At 62.7% G+C, this 15899-nt stretch carries 16 protein-coding genes; 15 read left to right on the forward strand and 1 reads right to left on the reverse strand.

Annotated elements, in window-relative coordinates; all coding sequences use genetic code 11:
* Positions 1–39 precede the first annotated feature (39 nt).
* The 8 genes from B2W55_RS02710 (at position 40) to B2W55_RS02745 (ending at position 8519) form a co-directional block, all read left to right on the forward strand.
* A complete protein-coding gene (locus B2W55_RS02710; protein WP_043855054.1) occupies positions 40–921 on the forward strand; it encodes an FAD binding domain-containing protein in 882 nt (293 codons plus the stop codon).
* A complete protein-coding gene (locus B2W55_RS02715) occupies positions 918–1403 on the forward strand; it encodes a (2Fe-2S)-binding protein (RefSeq protein ID WP_043855055.1) in 486 nt (161 codons plus the stop codon). Before B2W55_RS02710 ends, B2W55_RS02715 begins: the two co-directional genes overlap by 4 nt.
* A complete protein-coding gene (locus tag B2W55_RS02720) occupies positions 1400–3790 on the forward strand; it encodes a xanthine dehydrogenase family protein molybdopterin-binding subunit (RefSeq protein WP_043855056.1) in 2391 nt (796 codons plus the stop codon). Before B2W55_RS02715 ends, B2W55_RS02720 begins: the two co-directional genes overlap by 4 nt.
* A 67-nt stretch (positions 3791–3857) precedes the next feature.
* On the forward strand, positions 3858–5111 hold the full coding sequence (locus tag B2W55_RS02725) for an ABC transporter substrate-binding protein (protein ID WP_043855057.1): 1254 nt from the start codon (positions 3858–3860) through the stop codon (positions 5109–5111).
* Positions 5112–5164: 53 nt separating this feature from the next.
* Complete coding sequence (locus tag B2W55_RS02730) at positions 5165–6049, forward strand: branched-chain amino acid ABC transporter permease (RefSeq protein ID WP_043855058.1); 885 nt, start codon at positions 5165–5167, stop codon at positions 6047–6049.
* 7 nt (positions 6050–6056) lie between these two features.
* Positions 6057–7043, forward strand: a complete 987-nt coding sequence (locus tag B2W55_RS02735) for a branched-chain amino acid ABC transporter permease (RefSeq protein ID WP_100555231.1) — start codon at positions 6057–6059, stop codon at positions 7041–7043.
* A complete protein-coding gene (locus B2W55_RS02740) occupies positions 7040–7810 on the forward strand; it encodes an ABC transporter ATP-binding protein (RefSeq protein WP_043855060.1) in 771 nt (256 codons plus the stop codon). Before B2W55_RS02735 ends, B2W55_RS02740 begins: the two co-directional genes overlap by 4 nt.
* Positions 7811–7814: 4 nt before the next feature.
* Positions 7815–8519, forward strand: coding sequence for an ABC transporter ATP-binding protein (locus B2W55_RS02745; protein WP_043855061.1), 705 nt, complete (start codon positions 7815–7817; stop codon positions 8517–8519).
* Positions 8520–8562: 43 nt separating this feature from the next.
* Here the strand turns inward: B2W55_RS02745 and B2W55_RS02750 are convergent, their stop codons facing one another.
* Positions 8563–9714 carry a zinc-dependent alcohol dehydrogenase gene (locus tag B2W55_RS02750; protein ID WP_043855062.1) on the reverse strand — a complete coding sequence of 384 codons (1152 nt, stop codon included), beginning with the start codon at positions 9712–9714 and terminating at the stop codon, positions 8563–8565.
* 187 nt (positions 9715–9901) lie between these two features.
* On the opposite strand from B2W55_RS02750, the gene B2W55_RS02755 reads away from it, so the two are divergent.
* From B2W55_RS02755 to B2W55_RS02785, 7 genes are all read left to right on the forward strand, one after another.
* Positions 9902–10909 carry an ABC transporter substrate-binding protein gene (locus B2W55_RS02755; protein ID WP_024585013.1) on the forward strand — a complete coding sequence of 336 codons (1008 nt, stop codon included), beginning with the start codon at positions 9902–9904 and terminating at the stop codon, positions 10907–10909.
* 37 nt (positions 10910–10946) lie between these two features.
* Positions 10947–11762 (forward strand): ABC transporter permease, encoded by an 816-nt coding sequence (locus B2W55_RS02760; RefSeq protein WP_024585012.1) that lies wholly within the window; start codon positions 10947–10949, stop codon positions 11760–11762.
* 4 nt (positions 11763–11766) lie between these two features.
* On the forward strand, positions 11767–12552 hold the full coding sequence (locus tag B2W55_RS02765; protein ID WP_024585011.1) for an ABC transporter permease: 786 nt from the start codon (positions 11767–11769) through the stop codon (positions 12550–12552).
* Complete coding sequence (locus B2W55_RS02770; protein WP_024585010.1) at positions 12549–13613, forward strand: ABC transporter ATP-binding protein; 1065 nt, start codon at positions 12549–12551, stop codon at positions 13611–13613. The genes B2W55_RS02765 and B2W55_RS02770 overlap by 4 nt, the downstream gene beginning before the upstream one ends.
* A 3-nt stretch (positions 13614–13616) precedes the next feature.
* Positions 13617–14456, forward strand: a complete 840-nt coding sequence (locus B2W55_RS02775; protein WP_024585009.1) for a phosphodiesterase — start codon at positions 13617–13619, stop codon at positions 14454–14456.
* Positions 14457–14735: 279 nt separating this feature from the next.
* Positions 14736–15479: a Crp/Fnr family transcriptional regulator gene (locus B2W55_RS02780; RefSeq protein ID WP_029880252.1), complete on the forward strand. Its 744-nt coding sequence runs from the start codon at positions 14736–14738 to the stop codon at positions 15477–15479.
* A 137-nt stretch (positions 15480–15616) separates the two neighbouring features.
* Positions 15617–15886 carry a hypothetical protein gene (locus tag B2W55_RS02785; RefSeq protein WP_024585007.1) on the forward strand — a complete coding sequence of 90 codons (270 nt, stop codon included), beginning with the start codon at positions 15617–15619 and terminating at the stop codon, positions 15884–15886.
* Positions 15887–15899 lie beyond the last annotated feature (13 nt).

A 15899-nucleotide genomic window follows, 5' to 3' on the forward strand; every position in this document is an offset into this window, starting at 1 on the left:
TCGGACAAACCCAGATTGGGCCCGGGAGGCCACGCCTATATGAAAGCTGCGGCTTTCGCCTATGCCCGTGCGACTAGCGTCGTCAATGCGCTGGAACTGCTCGCTGCGCATGGTGACAGGGCGAAGGTTCTGTCGGGTGGTCAGAGCCTGATGCCGGCGATGAATCTGCGGCTCGTTTCCCCTGATGTACTGGTCGATATTGGCGGCCTTGCCGAGTTGCGTGGCGTCGCAGCGAAAGGTGATGTGCTGGTCATCGGCGCGCTGACCCGCCACGTCGATTTGCTCGGTTCGCGAGAAGTTGCACTGCACGCGCCTTTGTTGCGGGATGCCGTTGCCCATGTCGCTCATCCCGCAATTCGCAATCGCGGTACGATTGGCGGTAGCCTCGCCCATGCAGATCCCGCATCGGAGCTGCCGGCTTGTATGGTGGCACTTGATGCCACGATTGTGGCTCGCGGTCCGCTTGGCGAGCGCCGGATTTCGGCGACCGCGTTCTTCAAGGGAATCTACGAGACGGCGCTGTCGCCGGGAGAGTTGCTTGTCGCGGTCGAGGTACCGGTCGCAAGCCCAGGCTCCACGTTCTTCTTTCAGGAGTATGCCCGGCGCCACGGTGACTATGCGATCGTTGGCCTTGCCGCTCATGCTGTTGTCGAAGCCGGCCAGTTCGCCGATCTGCGGCTCGGCTTCTTTGCGGTCAGCGATCGACCGGTGCTCGCCTCGGCCGCGGGAAAACTGATCAACGCGTCCATCACGCCTACCTTGCTGCGGGAGGCCGAGACGACGCTCGCCGGTGAACTCGATCCGCAGGAGGATCAACAGGCGACGGCGGCCATGCGCCGATACCTTGCCACGGTCCTGCTCCGGCGCTGCGTGGCCACACTGCTTGCGCGGGACGAACTCCAAGCGGGAGTGGCCAAGTGAGCGCTACGGTGCCGGTCTCGCTTCTGGTCAACGGCGAATCCATCGATGCGTTCGTCTTGCCCCGGCTCAATCTCGCAGATTTCCTCCGGGAGAATCTCAAGCTGACAGGAACTCATGTCGGATGTGAGCATGGCGTCTGCGGCGCTTGCACCGTGCGAGTTAATGGCGAGATCGTTCGCGCCTGCTTGATGCTAACGGTCCAGGCGCAAGGCGCGTCGGTCGAGACAATCGAAGGGGTGTCCGACAGCGGCGAGATCGCCGACCTCCAGGCGGCATTTCGCGAACGTAATGCACTGCAGTGTGGCTATTGCACGCCCGCGATGCTGATGACGGCCCAGGATTTGCTGAGGCGCACCTCGAACCCCGACCGTCAAGCGATCCGGGAGCATCTTTCCGGCAATTATTGCCGCTGTACTGGCTATCAAGCCATCGTGGACGCCGTCGAGGCGACGGCCAGGGCGCGCGGGGAGCGGCTGGCATGATGATGGTCCACGAGGTGACAGACACGCTTTCGGTGCTCGACCGTCCGAATTCCTACATCGGCAAGACGGTGCCGCGGCCGAACCTCGACAGGCTGCTGCAAGGGCGCGGACAATATGTCAGTGATCTCGAGTTGCCGCGAATGGCGCATGTGGTGTTCCTGCGATCGCCCTATGCCCACGCCAGGATCGTCTCGATCGATGCTGATGCGGCAAGGCGCGTGCCGGGTGTCATCTCCATCGTCACGGGGCGTGAGCTTGAGGCCGTTATCACGCCCTGGGTCGGTGTGCTCTCGCACCTGAAGGGATTGAAATCGGCGCCGCAGCACGCGATCGCGGTCGACCGGGTCTGCTGGCAGGGTGAAGCCGTTGTGGCGGTGGTGGCGACCAGCCGCGCGGCCGCCGAAGACGCTGTAGAGCATGTTACGGTCGACTACGAAGAGCTCGAGCCGGTCACGGATATGCGCACCGCGCTCGACCCGACGACCCCGATCATCCACGCTTCGCTCGGTGATAATCTGGCTTTTGAGCGAATTCTCAATGCCGGCGATGTCGACCAGGCATTGTCGAACTCCGAGGTCGTCGAAGCCGACTTCGTGTTCGCGCGCCACACCGGCGTGACACTTGAACCGCGCGCCGTTGTAGCCGACTGGAATGCAGCGGAGGCACGGCTGACGATCTATCAAGGCACGCAGGCGCCTCATATGGTGCAGAACATCGCAGCCCTGCATCTGGGGCTCAAGGACGTGCAGGTCCGGGTGGTCTGCAAGGATGTTGGCGGCTCGTTCGGCATCAAGGTCCACATCTACGCCGACGAAATGGCGACCTACGCGCTCTCCAAGCTATTGCGCCGCCCGGTCAAATTTGTGGCCGACCGCGTCGAGAGCTTCAACACCGACATTCACGCTCGCGATCATCGGTGCAGAGGACGGATCGGCGTCAGGCCCGATGGCACGATCACGGCTTTCGAGATCGATGACCTCACGGGGATCGGTCCCTACTCGATGTATCCGCGCACCAGCGCCATCGAGGCGAACCAGGTGGTCAACCTGGTCGGTGGGCCATATGCCACCCCGAACTATCGGGCGCGGGCGCGGGTCGTCTTCCAGAACAAGAACGTGATGTGCCAGTATCGGGCGGTCGGACATCCAATCGCCTGCTCGGTAACCGAAGGTCTGGTCGACCTTGCCGCGGCGAAGATAGGCATGGATCCGGTAGAGATCCGCCGGCGTAACCAGATCGCCGACGATGCCTATCCGTGTGCCTCACCTTCGGGCATGAGGTTCGAACAGCTTTCGCATCACGCCTCGTTGGCCAAGCTGCTTCAGATGATGGACTACGACGCGTTGCGCGCTGAACAGGCGGCGCTGCTGGCCAGAAACGTTCACCGGGGTATCGGAATTGCCAGCTTCATCGAGGTAACCAATCCCAGCGCGGCCTTTTACGGCGTCGGCGGGGCGCGGATCTCTTCGCAGGACGGCGTTGCGATTCGGCTCGATGCCCAAGGCTCGGTGATCTGTCAGACCAGCATCACGGAACAGGGGCAAGGATCGGAGTCGCTGACCGCCCAGATCGTGGGCAGTGTGCTCGGTGTGCCGATGGAACGCGTCCGCGTGATCCTGGGCGATACCGACAATACGCCCTATGGTGGTGGCACCTGGGCCTCGCGCGGCGCCGGTATCGGCGGAGAGGCCGCCCTGCAAGCCGCCAAGGCCTTGCGCAAGAATATTCTGGATGTGGCGGCGGCCATCCTGCAATCGACCGCGGCCGGTCTCGATATCGTCAACGGCAGCATCGTCAACGCTGACGATGGTGTGCCGCGTATCGAACTGAACGAGCTCGCGCGGATCGTCTATTTCCGACCGGACACCCTTCCGCCAGGCATCCAGCCCGAGTTGATGGCAACGCGACATTTCGTGCCGCGCCAATATCCCTTTGCGTTCACCAATGGCGTGCAAGCTTCATGGCTTGAGGTCGACACCGAGACCGGGTTCGTGACGCTGCTGAAGCATTGGGTTGTCGAAGATTGCGGTACCATCATCAACCCGCAGCTGGTTGACGAGCAGATCCGGGGTGGGGTTGTGCAGGGGCTGGGCGCGGCGCTGTTCGAGAAATGCGTCTATGACGAGCGCGGCCAGCTGACCAACGCCAACATGGCGGACTATCTGGTCCCGATGTCCGGCGAGATGCCCGATATCGAAGTTGGCCATGTGGTGTCCCCGACCTTGGAATCGGAGCTGGGGGCCAAGGGCGCGGGCGAGGCGGGGACGGCAGGTGCGGCCGCGGCGGTTGCCAACGCGGTCAATGACGCGCTGCGGCCGTTCGGCGCAACAATTACCGAGATTCCGCTCACGCCTCAGGTTATCCTGACGGCCTTGGGACGGATCTGAGTGGAGACGCTCCGGGCAAAGACAACACGATAAGCAGATCACAGACAGTTCTTGGGGAGGAATAGTCATGACGAACAAGGTCGCCAATGCTGGATCGATATCGCGGCGTCGTGTGCTGACCACGGCAAGCGTCGGCGCCGTTCTCGCCGTCTCGCCTTTTCGCATCAATCTCCTCCAGGCAGAGGAAGCACCCATCAAGATCGGCTTTCCGGTTCCCTTGACCGGTCCATATGGCGCCGAGGCCCAGGACCAGGTGCGGGCGGCTCAGCTGGCTGTCGCCCAGTTCAACGATGCCGGTGGCCTCAACGGCCGCAAGGCCGAACTCGTGGTCCGCGACGACAAGCTGAATCCCGGCGAGGCGGCGACGCGAACGCTGGAGCTGGTCGAAAAGGAGAAGGTCAACTTCGTCGTCGGCAGTCTGTCCGCTGCAGTTCAGCTCGCGATCAACAACGTCACAAAGGAGCGTGGCGTCATCTTCAATTCGATCAGCCAGTCCGACGCCATCAACGAGGCGGCGGATTTCAGCAAATATACATTCCACGAAGCGCTGAACCCACACATGACATCGGGCGCAGTCGGCCGCTACGCCTTCGCCAAGTTCGGCAAGAAGGTCGCATTTCTCACCGCGGATTACGCCTACGGACACGAGATGGTTCGCGGCTTCCTCGAGGTCGGCAAGGAATTCAACATCGAGAATCTCGGTGACATCCGTCATCCCTTGGGAACGACCGATTTCTCGACCCTGCTGCCTCGTCTCCAGGCGCTGAAGCCGGACATCCTGTGCATCAGCAATTTCGGCCGCGACCAGCAGATCGCGCTGAAGCAAGCAACCGACTTCGGGATCAAGAAGTCGATCCAGATCATTGCACCGCTGCTCTCGCATGCCAGTCGCGTTGCAGCAGGCCCACAGGCGTTTGACGGCGTCGTCGGCGGCTGCTCGTTCTACTGGGGCATCGAGGACAAGTTCGCCTCGACCAAGGCGTTCAACGACGCATTCCGCAAGATGTATGACGGCAAGTTGCCGACCGATTACGGTGCGCTCGGTTATGGCGGTGTCCGGACCGTGCTCGAAGCGGTCAAGGGCGCCGGCAGCGTGGAGACGGACAAGGTGGTCGCTGCGCTAGAGGCCCTGAAGTATGACTATTACAAGGGGCCGCAATACTATCGCAAATGCGATCATCAATCGGTGCAGTCGGTGCTCGTGATCAAGTCGAAGTCCAAGGACATGAAGAACGAGTCCGATGTGTTCGAGGTCCTGTCGACCGAGGAGCCCAACGAGAAGTACCTGCGCACCTGCGAGGCACTTGGTCATAAGAGCTGAGCCATGCGCCGGCGCGCGCCGCAGGACGGTGCGCGTCGTGCCGAGGGGGACGAATGGCGGGCCTGAGCTTTGACCTTATCGCATTGCAGTTGTTTGCCGGGCTGGCGCTCGGCGCGATCTACGTGCTGTTTGCAATCGGCCTCTCCCTGATCTTCGGGATGCTGACCGTGGTGAATTTCGCCCATGGCGCGTTCTACATGGTCGGGGCCTATGTTGGGCTCTACCTGATTTCGATCGGGGGCAATTTCTGGATCTGCCTCGTGGCCGTGCCGATCGTGATCGGTCTGTTCGGCCTTGCTGTCGAGCGCGTGCTGATCCGGCCGCTTTACGGCCGCGGCATCGACTATCCGTTGCTGCTGACCTTCGGGCTCAGCTACGTCATGGTCGAATGCGTGCGCATTGTGTTTGGCAAGACCGGCTATCCGTTCGACACGCCGGAGGTGCTGCAAGGGGCCGTCAACATCGGCGTCGGCTATTTCCCGCTCTACCGCCTGTTCGTGATCGGGGCGACGGCGGTGGTCCTGCTGGCGCTCTGGTTGTTCCTGGAGAAAACCAGCTTCGGGCTCATCATCCGCGCCGGAGCGCGCGATCCGCAGATCGTCCGCGTGCTTGGGGTCGATGTTTCCCGGGTCTGGTTGATCGTGTTCGGCATTGGCACCGCGATCGCGGGTTTCGCCGGCCTGTTGGCGGCGCCGCTTCAGGGCGTCATTCCGGAGATGGGCGGCACGATCCTCGCCGAAGCTTTCGTGGTGACGGTGGTAGGCGGTATGGGGTCGATCGGCGGCGCCGTATTGGCTGGTCTCCTGGTTGGCGTGGTGGTCAGCATGACCTCGCTGGTCGCTCCCGAAATGGCCAAAGTATCGATCTTTGCCCTGATGGCGATCGTTCTCATTGTTCGCCCTCAGGGCTTCTTTGGCCGCGCCGGATTGATGAGCTGAGCCCGGCATGACCGAAGCTGCTGATACGATCAAACATCCCCGTGCCCCGGCAGTCAGCTGGTACGACTTCGCAACGAAGCATCGCGCCAGCCTCGTTGCCGTTGTGATCCTGGTGTTCCCGCTGGTGATGCCGTTCACGGCGCTCGCCGTGAATATCCTGATCTATGGGTTGTACGCGCTCGGGTTCAACCTGGTGTTTGGCTATCTCGGTCTGCTGTCCTTTGGTCATGCGGCGCTGTTCGGGACCGGTGCCTATCTCTGCGGCATCGCGATCGTGCACTTCGGCTGGCCATGGTATGCGGCCATCGCGGCCGGGATCGGCGGCGGGCTTCTGATGGCGTTGTCGATTGGCGTGCTCGCGATCAGGACCCGCGGCATCTACTTCGCCATGGTAACGATGGCGCTGTCGCAATGCATCTACTACCTGTTCTATCAAGCGGTGGACCTGACCGGCGGTGAGAACGGGCTTCGCGGCATCAATGTCCGTACCATCGATCTGTTCGGCTTGCGGGTCGACTTCATCAACCCGATGATCCGATACTACGTCATCGCGGCCTTCGTGATCGCAGCATTCTTCGTGATGTCGCGCATCCTTGCCTCGCCGTTTGGCGCCGTCATTGAAGCCATGCGAGAAAACGAGATGCGAGCGCGCGCGTCAGGCTATGATGTCACCCTGACGCGATTGCTGACCTTTGTCTTGTCCGGTGGCTTCTGTGGCCTCGCGGGTGCCTTGCAGGCGCTGCATCTGTCGATCGTTCCGATCGAGATCCTGCACTACGAGACCTCGGGTCTGGTCGTGATGATTGCGTTGCTGGGCGGGATGGGGACGTTCTTCGGGCCGATGGTCGGCGCCGCTGTTTTCCTGGTACTGGAGAATATCGTCTCGGTGTGGACCGTCCACTGGCAACTGATCGTCGGCGCCATCTTCATTGCGTGCGTGCTGTTCTTCCCGGCCGGCATCTGGGGCACGCTGATCGCGCGGGGCAAACGATGACCGCCGCGGCAAGACAAGCGGGCGAGGTCATTCTGCGCACCAGGGGCGTCGGCAAGACGTTCGGAAGGTTTGTCGCGCTCAACAACATCTCGGCCGAGTTTTCCAAAGGAGCGATCACGTCGATCATCGGTCCAAACGGGGCCGGAAAGAGCACCTACTTCAATTTGCTGTGCGGCGCCTTTCCGCCCACGAACGGTCGCGTGGAATTCGAGGGCAGGGACGTCACCGGCCTGCCGCAGCACCGCTTTGCCCATATGGGCATAGCAAAGTCGTTCCAGATCACCAGCGTATTTCCGCAGCTGTCGACGCGCGAGAACATCCGCGTCGGTTTGCAGGCCATGGTATCGCGATACGACATCTGGCGGCCTCGCGCGCGCCTGACCGAACTGGTCGAACGGGCCGACGAACTGTTGGCCCTGGTCGGATTGTGGGAATCTCGGGAGCGCGCCGCCAAGACGTTGGCGCATGGCGAGCAGCGGGCGCTGGAGATCGGCATGGCGCTCGCGAGCCAACCCCGCTTGCTGCTGCTGGACGAGCCGACCGCCGGCATGAGTCCCGAGGAAACCCGGACCATGATGGATCTGATCGTGAAGCTCGGGCAGGAGCGGACGGTCATCCTGGTCGAGCACAAGATGAAGCTGGTGCTCGGGATCAGCGATCGCATCCTCGTGCTGCACCACGGAGAGCTGCTCGCCGAGGGGACGCCGCAGGAGGTCCGGCAGAACGAGGCGGTGAAGCGCGTCTATCTCGGCCAGCGGGAGCACTGAGGCGATGCTGCAGATCAGCAAGCTCAATGCCTGGTATGGCGCAAGTCATGCGTTGCAGGACATCAGTCTCGAGGTCACCAAAGGCGAGATCGTTTGCCTGATCGGCCGTAACGGCGCCGGCAAGACGACGACGCTGAAATCGATCATGGGGTTGATGGGGCGGACGCGCGGCTCGGTCAATTTCAAGGGCGAGGAGTTGCTGCGCCAGCCGGCGCATGTGCGCTTCGCGTTGGGGCTCGCCTATGTGCCCGAAGAGCGGCGGATCGTGCAGGGCTTGTCCGTTCGTGAGAATCTGCGGCTCGGGCTGGTCGCATCGAAGCACAAGAAGCGGGAAGCCGAGCTGATCGCCGAGATCGCCGCGATATTTCCGCGACTGGCCGAGCGCATGGACCAGGAGGCGGTCACGATGTCCGGCGGCGAGCAGCAGATGCTGGCGATCGCGCGGGCGATGATCGCAAAGCCCGACCTGATCATGCTGGATGAGCCCTCGGAGGGCATCATGCCGGTGCTGGTCGACGAGATGTTCGAGCTGTTCCGTCGCATGAAGGCACAGGGCGCGACCATCCTGCTGGTCGAGCAGAACGTCGAACTGGCGCTCGGTATCGCCGATCGTGCCTATGTCCTCGATCAGGGCGCGGTGGTGCACCAGGCGTCGGCGCAGGCGCTATTGGCCGACGACGAGATCAAGGAGCGCTATTGCTCGGTTTGAGCGATCTGTCGAGAACTGCATCCTGTACACAGCCCAAACCGCCTTACTCCGCGGCGCTGGCGATCGCGTCGGCCGCGCGATTGGTGACGACGACCTTGATTGCGTCATCGACGCGGTCCCGCGCATATCTGAGTGCCGTCGGCAGGTCGGCCAACGGAAATGTATGCGTGTGGATCCTGGTGGCGTCGAACCGCTTCGCCGCCATCAGTTCCATGGCGCGGTGGGTGGCGCTCTTGCCTTCGCCGCGGATGCCGTAAGCGTAGATGTTGTTCCGCACGAGATGCGCGATGTCCAGCGTCGCGGCCTCGTGCGGGAAGGCGGCGAGACAGATCTTGCCGCCACGATTGGTCATGTGAATGGCCTGGTTGAGTGTCGCTTCGGTGCCGGCGCATTCGACGACATAGTCCGCACCGATCCCCCCTGTCAGTTGCTTCACCACCGCAACGGCGTCTTCGTCGTTGATGTTGATGACGCGGTCGGCCCCTAGCTCCCGCCCGATCGAGAGCCGCTTGTTGCGGGTTCCGGTCAGGATCACCGGGCTGGCGCCCAGCGCCTTGGCGACCGCCACTGCGAGCAGTCCGATCGGCCCCGGGCCGATCACCACGACACTCTCGCCGGCAACCAATCCCCCCAGTTCCGTCAAGCCGTACATCGACGTACCGGCGGTCACCACGAGCGTTGCCTCGGCATCGCTCATGGTGTCGGGTACGCGCGCCAGCGTGTTGATGTGATTCACGGCGTACTCCGCGAATCCGCCGTCGGTCGTGAAGCCGTTGGCGCGATGACCCTTCTCGGGTTTTCCATAGTTGAGACACGACGTGTACATGCCCTGGCGGCAGCGCTTGCATTGGCCGCAGCCTGCATGGATCTCGACGCTGACCCGCTCGCCGATCCTGAACTCGTCCACGTTGGGGCCGAGCGCCGCAACCGTGCCCATGTATTCGTGACCCGGCGTGAAGTTCTTGTTGAAGGGCAGGCCGCCCAGAATGCTCGCCGGCGAGCCCAGATGGATGATCTCGAGATCGGTCGCGCAGATCGCGACCGCGTCGATGCGCACCAGCACCTCGGCGCGCGACGGGACCGGCGTTGGCTTGTCGCGTAGCAGCAGCTGGTCCGGATCACCGAGGACCCAGGCTTTCATCAGATCGGGCACGGGAAGATCGAGCGATATCGTGACGCCGGGGGGCTGGTACATGGGCGCTTCCTCTTTTGGCTAGCAGCCTAGCGCGAAACGCCGCGCTGCCGCGAGCATCCGATGGCCGGCGCGCGCCATTTGCTGCATGGCAACAAGCGCGTCGCAAAACATTCATACGCGGCCTATACTTGGTCGCTCCGTTGATGTTGAAGTCCTCATTGCATCCTCTCCCAGACCGGAGCCTCCCATGAAGAACGTCCGCCTCGTCCTTGCGTTGCTGGCGCTGACACTGATCGCGCCGTGGCAATCTGCCAGGGCGGCCGACGTGATCTGCTACAATTGCCCGCCGGAATGGGCCGACTGGGCCTCGATGCTGAAGGCGATCAAGACGGACCTCAACTACGATATCCCCCACGACAACAAGAATTCCGGCCAGGCGCTGGCCCAGATCCTGGCCGAGAAGAGCAATCCGGTCGGCGACATCGGCTATTTCGGCGTCACCTTCGGCATGAAGGCCAAGGCCCAGGACGCGCTCGAGCCCTACAAGCCGGCGCATTGGGACCAGGTCCCGGCCGGCCTCAAGGACTCGGATGGATATTGGACCACGATCCACTCTGGCACGCTCGGCCTGTTCGTGAACAAGGATGCGCTCGGCGGCAAGCCGGTGCCGGCCTGCTGGAAAGATCTGCTGAAGCCCGATTACAAGGGCATGGTCGGCTATCTCGACCCGTCGTCTGCCGCGGTGGGCTATGTCGGCGCCGTTGCGGTCAATCTGGCGCTCGGCGGCTCGCCGACCAATTTCGATCCCGCGATCAATTTCTTCAAGGAGCTTCGCAAGAACGATCCTATCGTGCCCAAGCAGACGTCCTATGCCCGCGTCGTCTCCGGCGAGATGCCGATCCTGTTCGACTACGACTTCAACGCCTACCGCGCGAAGTACTCGGAGAAGGGCAATTTCGAGTTCGTCATCCCCTGCGAAGGCTCGGTGGTGTTTCCCTATGTCGTCGGTCTTGTGAAGAACGCACCCGACAAGGAGAAGGCCAAGAAGGTGATGGACTATCTCCTCTCCGACAAGGGGCAGGCGATCTGGACCAATGCCTATCTGCGTCCGGCTCGTCCGATCGAACTGCCGGCTTCCGTGAAGGGAAAATTCCTGCCCGACAGCGACTATGCCCGCGCCAAGAGCGTCGACTGGGGCGAGATGGAAAACGTGCAAAAAGCCTTCGTCGACCGCTATCTCGCCGAGGTGCGCTGAGGCAATATGGTGCCCTTCGCGGGGCACCATTCTTCCGATGTCGCAAAAGTCATTTGTCTGGCTCTGCCTGCTGCCGCTTGCGGTCGTGACGACGGCATTCTTCCTGTTGCCGATGGCGCGGCTGGTGGTGGCGGGCGCGGAAGGTCCGCACGGGCTCGCCGGCTATCTCGCGATCCTGACGGAAGCCCGCTATCGCGCGACGCTGATCAATACCGTGCTTTTGGCGGCGGCGACCACGGTCGTCACGTTGATCGTGGCGACCATCGCCGGAATGTTCTTGCAGCGGCACCGCTTTCCCGGGCGGGCCGTGCTGATCGCGATGCTGACCTTTCCGCTGGCTTTTCCCGGCGTGGTAGTCGGCTTCATGATCATCCTGCTGGCGGGCCGGCAGGGGCTGATCGGCGATCTCTCGAACCGGATGTTCGGTGAGAAGTTCGTGTTCGCCTATTCGATCTACGGGCTCTTCCTGGGTTATCTCTATTTCTCGATCCCGCGCGTCATCCTCACCATCATGGCGGCTGTGCAGAAGCTGGATGTCGGGCTGGAGGAGGCCGCGCGTTCGCTTGGGGCGAGCCCCTGGGCCGTACAGCGCGACGTCGTGCTGCCGGCGCTGGCGCCGGCCTTCGTCGCGTCCGGCGCGATCGCGTTTGCCACCGCGATGGGGGCGTTCGGGACCGCCTTCACGCTGGCGACCAATATCGACGTGCTGCCGATGCTGATCTACACCGAGTTCACGCTGGCCGCCAATTTCGCGACCTCGGCTGCGCTGTCGGTGGGGCTCGGCCTGATCACCTGGCTCATTCTCGCGCTCGCCCGCACCTTCAGCGGCAGTGCGGTCGCGGCGGCCGGGTGAACGCATGCGCGATCGTCTGATCTTCGCCGGCCAATTCATCTTCACGCTGCTCGTTGCGGCGTTCCTGGTGGTGCCCGCCGGGCTTTCGATCTCCGCCGGCGTGACCGTCAATTACTTCAGGGGCATCCAATCCGGCGTGACGCTGCAATGGGTCGCGCAGGTCTGGGAACTCTATGCCGGCACCATTCTGCTGTCCTTCGTGATCGCGTTCGCGACCCTCGCCGTCACGCTGCTTGTGGGAGTTCCTGCGGCCTATGCCCTGCATACGCGCGGCGGCCGGCTCGCCCGCATCGTCGAGGAGATCATCACACTGCCGCTTGCAATTCCCGGGCTCGCGATCGCGCTTGCGCTGCTGCTCTCCTATGGCAGCTTCGGCAACTTCCGACGGTCCTGGCTGTTCATCCTGGTCGGCCACGTGATCTTCACCATGCCGTTCATGGTGCGCTCGGTCATGGCGGTGTTTGCGACCGTGGATATCAAGACGTTGGACGAGGGCGCGGCATCGCTCGGGGCGTCGCCATGGCGGCGATTTCGCGACGTCATCGTGCCCAATGCGCTGCCGGGCATTCTGGCTGGCGCATTGATGGTGGTCACGCTGTCGCTCGGTGAGTTCAACCTGACCTGGATGCTGCACACGCCGTTGACCAAGACGCTGCCGATCGGGCTCGCCGACAGCTACGCCTCGATGCGTCTCGAGGTGGCCTCGGCCTATACCTTGATCTTCTTCGTGATGATCATTCCGCTGCTCGTCGCGATGCAACTGCTGGCCGACAAGGATCGAAAAAGATGAGTACGTCCGGCCATGGTGCAGCGGTGCGGATCGAGGCGTGCGGCAAGACCTTTGCCGACGGCACGCGCGCCCTTGATCCGGCGACCCTCGACATCGCGCGGGGCGAGACGCTGGTGTTGCTTGGACCTTCCGGCTGCGGCAAGACCACGATGCTGCGCATCATTGCGGGCCTCGAGCTGCCTGATGTCGGCGGCAAGGTGCTGTTCGACGGCAAGGATATGACGTCGGTCCCGATCGAGCGGCGCAATGTCGGGATGGTGTTTCAATCCTACGCCCTGTTCCCAAACATGACGGTGGCGGACAACATCGCCTATGGGCTGAAGATCCGAGGTGTCGCCAGCAGCGAGCGTGCCGCGCGCGTCGCCGAGCTGGTGGCCCTCACCAACATCACGGGACTGGAGAACCGCCGCATCGACCAGCTGTCGGGCGGCCAGCGTCAGCGCGTCGCGTTGGCACGGGCGGTAGCGATCCGGCCCGGGATATTGCTGCTCGACGAGCCGTTGACCGCGCTCGATGCCGCCTTGCGCGACCGGTTGCGAAGCGAGCTCAACCGGCTGCTGCGCGCACTCGGCATCACGACGATCTACGTCACCCACGATCAGGCCGAGGCCATGGAACTGGGGGATCGCATCGTCGTGATGCGCAAAGGGGCGATCGCCCAGATCGGCACGCCGCGCGAGGTCTACTTCATGCCGAAGGATCGCTTCGTCGCCGAGTTCATCGGGGCGGCGAACATCGTGGAAGCTCCGATCGAGAACGGCATATTGATCCTGCCCGGCGGGCGATTGCCGATCGAGGGGGGCACGACGACTGCGAATGCGACCGTGATGATCCGTCCCGAAACCATTCGCGTGACGGAGACCGGAGCCGGAGCGCTCGCCGGAATCGTCGATGCCGTCAGTTTCATCGGCGACCGGCAGCGGCTTGTCGTCAGTGGTGTGTCGAGCAAGCCGCTCAATGTCGATGCTCCCAATACCATACGAGCTGAAGTCGGCGATCGAATCGGGCTTTCCATTGCGCCCGACGCGCTTCGTGTGCTGCCATCCGAACCCCGAGATTGATCGATGTCATCGAAGCCGATCCTGATCGCCCAGATCTCCGATCTCCACATCAAGCCGCCCGATGCGTTGGCGTATGGCCGGGTCGATACCGCCAAGGCGCTTGAAAGCTGTGTCGCTGCGCTGAACGCATTCGCGCCGGCGCCCGATTTCGTCGTCATCTCCGGCGACCTCGTCGATACGCCGTCGGTCGAGGAATACGACCATCTCAAGCGGTTGCTCGCGCCGCTGCGCGTGCCGTTTGCCGGCGTTCCTGGCAATCACGACTCGCGGGCTTGGATGCGCGCCGCGTTTCCATCGGCACCCTATGCCCACGCGACGGGCCCGCTCGATCAGAAGATCGAGGTCGACGGTATCGATCTCCTGCTGCTCGATTCGAGTGTCGCCGGGAAGCCGCATGGCGCGCTCGAGGCGTCGACGTTGCAATGGCTGGACGCGGCGCTGGCGACCGCGGTCGACCGGCCCGCGCTGCTCTTCCTGCATCACCCGCCGTTCAAGGGCGGCATCTGGCACATGGATCGGCAAGATCTCTTCAATGCCGAAGAGCTGGCGAGAATCGTCAGGCGTCACCCGCGCGTGCAGCTGATCGGGTGTGGGCACGTTCATCGTGCCATGCTCACCACCTTCGCTGGCATTCCCGTGACATTGTGCCCCGCCCCGAACCACGCGGTCGACCTGGATCTCGGGCAACTGCGAGAGCCTTCGTTCAGGGTGGAACCGCCTGCGTTTCACCTGCATACGTGGTTTCCCGGAGAAGGCTTTGGGCAGCTGGTCACGCACCAGGTCCCGATCGGTCAGTTTGACGGGCCGCACCCGTTCTTCGGGCCCGACGGCAAGCTGCTGTAGGCGGGGCGACCCCACAGATATGTTCCGCCAGACGGGATTGTCGCCGGTTGCTCAAATTGGGTGCGGCGACTGACTGCAATTGAGCGTTGCAACTAGGCGTTTATTTATTCCAAATTGTACTTTGCCGGATTTCGTCTGGCCGTGTGAGTGGCTGGGGCCTTGGTTGCTGTAGGGCCTCGCTGGGGCTATAGTTCTCTCCGCTTTCATTGATCGATGGCTTTGTCGGTGTCCACGCAGGTGGTGGGCCGATCGAACGCAACACAATCAGTTTGGATCACAATGACCGGTGCGCCGCCCATAGAACGAACTGCCGGCGCGTCGTCGTTCTCGAGCAACAAGCTGTCGGTGCTGCGCAAGCATCCTTACTTCGCCGATCTCGAGCCTGAAGCATTCGATCAACTCTGCCGCTACGCCAAGCACATCACGCTGAAGCGCGGCACGATGATCTTTTCCAAGGGCGATCCCGGCACGAGCCTGATTGCGGTCATCTCGGGCACCGTGAAGATCAGCATCTCGTCGCCGGAAGGCCGCAACGCCATTCTCAACCTGATCGAGGCTGGAGAGATCTTCGGGGAGATCGCGCTGCTCGACGGCCTGTCGCGGACCGCCGATGCCACGGCCAACACCAATTGCGAGCTGTTCGTCATCGACCGGCGCGAGTTCATTCCGTTCGTGCGCAGCCAGCCGTCGCTTGCGATGAAGTTCATCGAATTGCTGTGCGAGCGGTTGCGCCGGACCAGCGACCAGGTCGAGCAGGTCATCTTGCAGGATCTGCCCGGCCGCCTTGCCAGCGCGCTGCTCCGTCTCAGCGACAAGCACAAGCGTGAGCCGCAGGGGCGCACCATCTCGATCACCCAGCAAGAGATCAGCGAGATGGTCGGCATGACGCGCGAGAGCATCAACAAGCAACTCCGGGCATGGGCGACACGCGGTTGGGTGCGGCTTGAACATGGCGCGATTGTCGTGCTGAAGCCCGGGTCGCTTCAGGAATTGGTCGACGCTGGCGCTGACGATGGCGAGTAGTCATCCCGGCTGCGTGGCCGATCAGGCATTTCACGAAACGGTGAGCTGGCCAAGCCTGTGAAACCATTCACATCGGCCTTGCGTGCGCTGCGGTAAGTCACGCTTCGGGGGAGCGCATCCGCAACGTGGAGGAATCCATGCAGGGCTCTTTCGACAAGCGACAGCAGGACCCGGAAAGCAATTACCAGAGCTTCAGCATCAAGCTCATCGCCTTGCCGGTGCTCGTTGTGATTGCGTTGATCGGGATGCTGGTCAGTCACCCGGCCGCGGTCAAATGGATATCGGACGCGGCACAGGCTGAGTTCGCCTTGACCAACTCGGTCGACACCGATCCGGCGCCCGCGATTGCCGAGCCGGCGCCCGTCGCTCAACCCGGCAACCAAATACGCACAGTGAAAGCCTACTGAGGCTCGATAACAG

Source organism: Bradyrhizobium sp. UBA2491, from assembly GCF_002341725.1.
Lineage (GTDB): Bacteria > Pseudomonadota > Alphaproteobacteria > Rhizobiales > Xanthobacteraceae > Bradyrhizobium.

Excerpts from the sequence above, each read along its gene's own strand:
- B2W55_RS02710 (WP_043855054.1), top strand. The coding sequence starts at position 40 with ATGAAAGCTGCGGCTTTCGCCTATGCCCGTGCGACTAGCGTCGTCAAT.
- B2W55_RS02720 (WP_043855056.1), top strand. The coding sequence starts at position 1,400 with ATGATGATGGTCCACGAGGTGACAGACACGCTTTCGGTGCTCGACCGT.
- B2W55_RS02725 (WP_043855057.1), top strand. The coding sequence starts at position 3,858 with ATGACGAACAAGGTCGCCAATGCTGGATCGATATCGCGGCGTCGTGTG.
- B2W55_RS02730 (WP_043855058.1), top strand. The coding sequence starts at position 5,165 with ATGGCGGGCCTGAGCTTTGACCTTATCGCATTGCAGTTGTTTGCCGGG.
- B2W55_RS02735 (WP_100555231.1), top strand. The coding sequence starts at position 6,057 with ATGACCGAAGCTGCTGATACGATCAAACATCCCCGTGCCCCGGCAGTC.
- B2W55_RS02740 (WP_043855060.1), top strand. The coding sequence starts at position 7,040 with ATGACCGCCGCGGCAAGACAAGCGGGCGAGGTCATTCTGCGCACCAGG.
- B2W55_RS02745 (WP_043855061.1), top strand. The coding sequence starts at position 7,815 with ATGCTGCAGATCAGCAAGCTCAATGCCTGGTATGGCGCAAGTCATGCG.
- B2W55_RS02750 (WP_043855062.1), bottom strand. The coding sequence starts at position 9,714 with ATGTACCAGCCCCCCGGCGTCACGATATCGCTCGATCTTCCCGTGCCC.
- B2W55_RS02755 (WP_024585013.1), top strand. The coding sequence starts at position 9,902 with ATGAAGAACGTCCGCCTCGTCCTTGCGTTGCTGGCGCTGACACTGATC.
- B2W55_RS02760 (WP_024585012.1), top strand. The coding sequence starts at position 10,947 with ATGTCGCAAAAGTCATTTGTCTGGCTCTGCCTGCTGCCGCTTGCGGTC.
- B2W55_RS02765 (WP_024585011.1), top strand. The coding sequence starts at position 11,767 with ATGCGCGATCGTCTGATCTTCGCCGGCCAATTCATCTTCACGCTGCTC.
- B2W55_RS02770 (WP_024585010.1), top strand. The coding sequence starts at position 12,549 with ATGAGTACGTCCGGCCATGGTGCAGCGGTGCGGATCGAGGCGTGCGGC.
- B2W55_RS02775 (WP_024585009.1), top strand. The coding sequence starts at position 13,617 with ATGTCATCGAAGCCGATCCTGATCGCCCAGATCTCCGATCTCCACATC.
- B2W55_RS02780 (WP_029880252.1), top strand. The coding sequence starts at position 14,736 with ATGACCGGTGCGCCGCCCATAGAACGAACTGCCGGCGCGTCGTCGTTC.
- B2W55_RS02785 (WP_024585007.1), top strand. The coding sequence starts at position 15,617 with ATGCAGGGCTCTTTCGACAAGCGACAGCAGGACCCGGAAAGCAATTAC.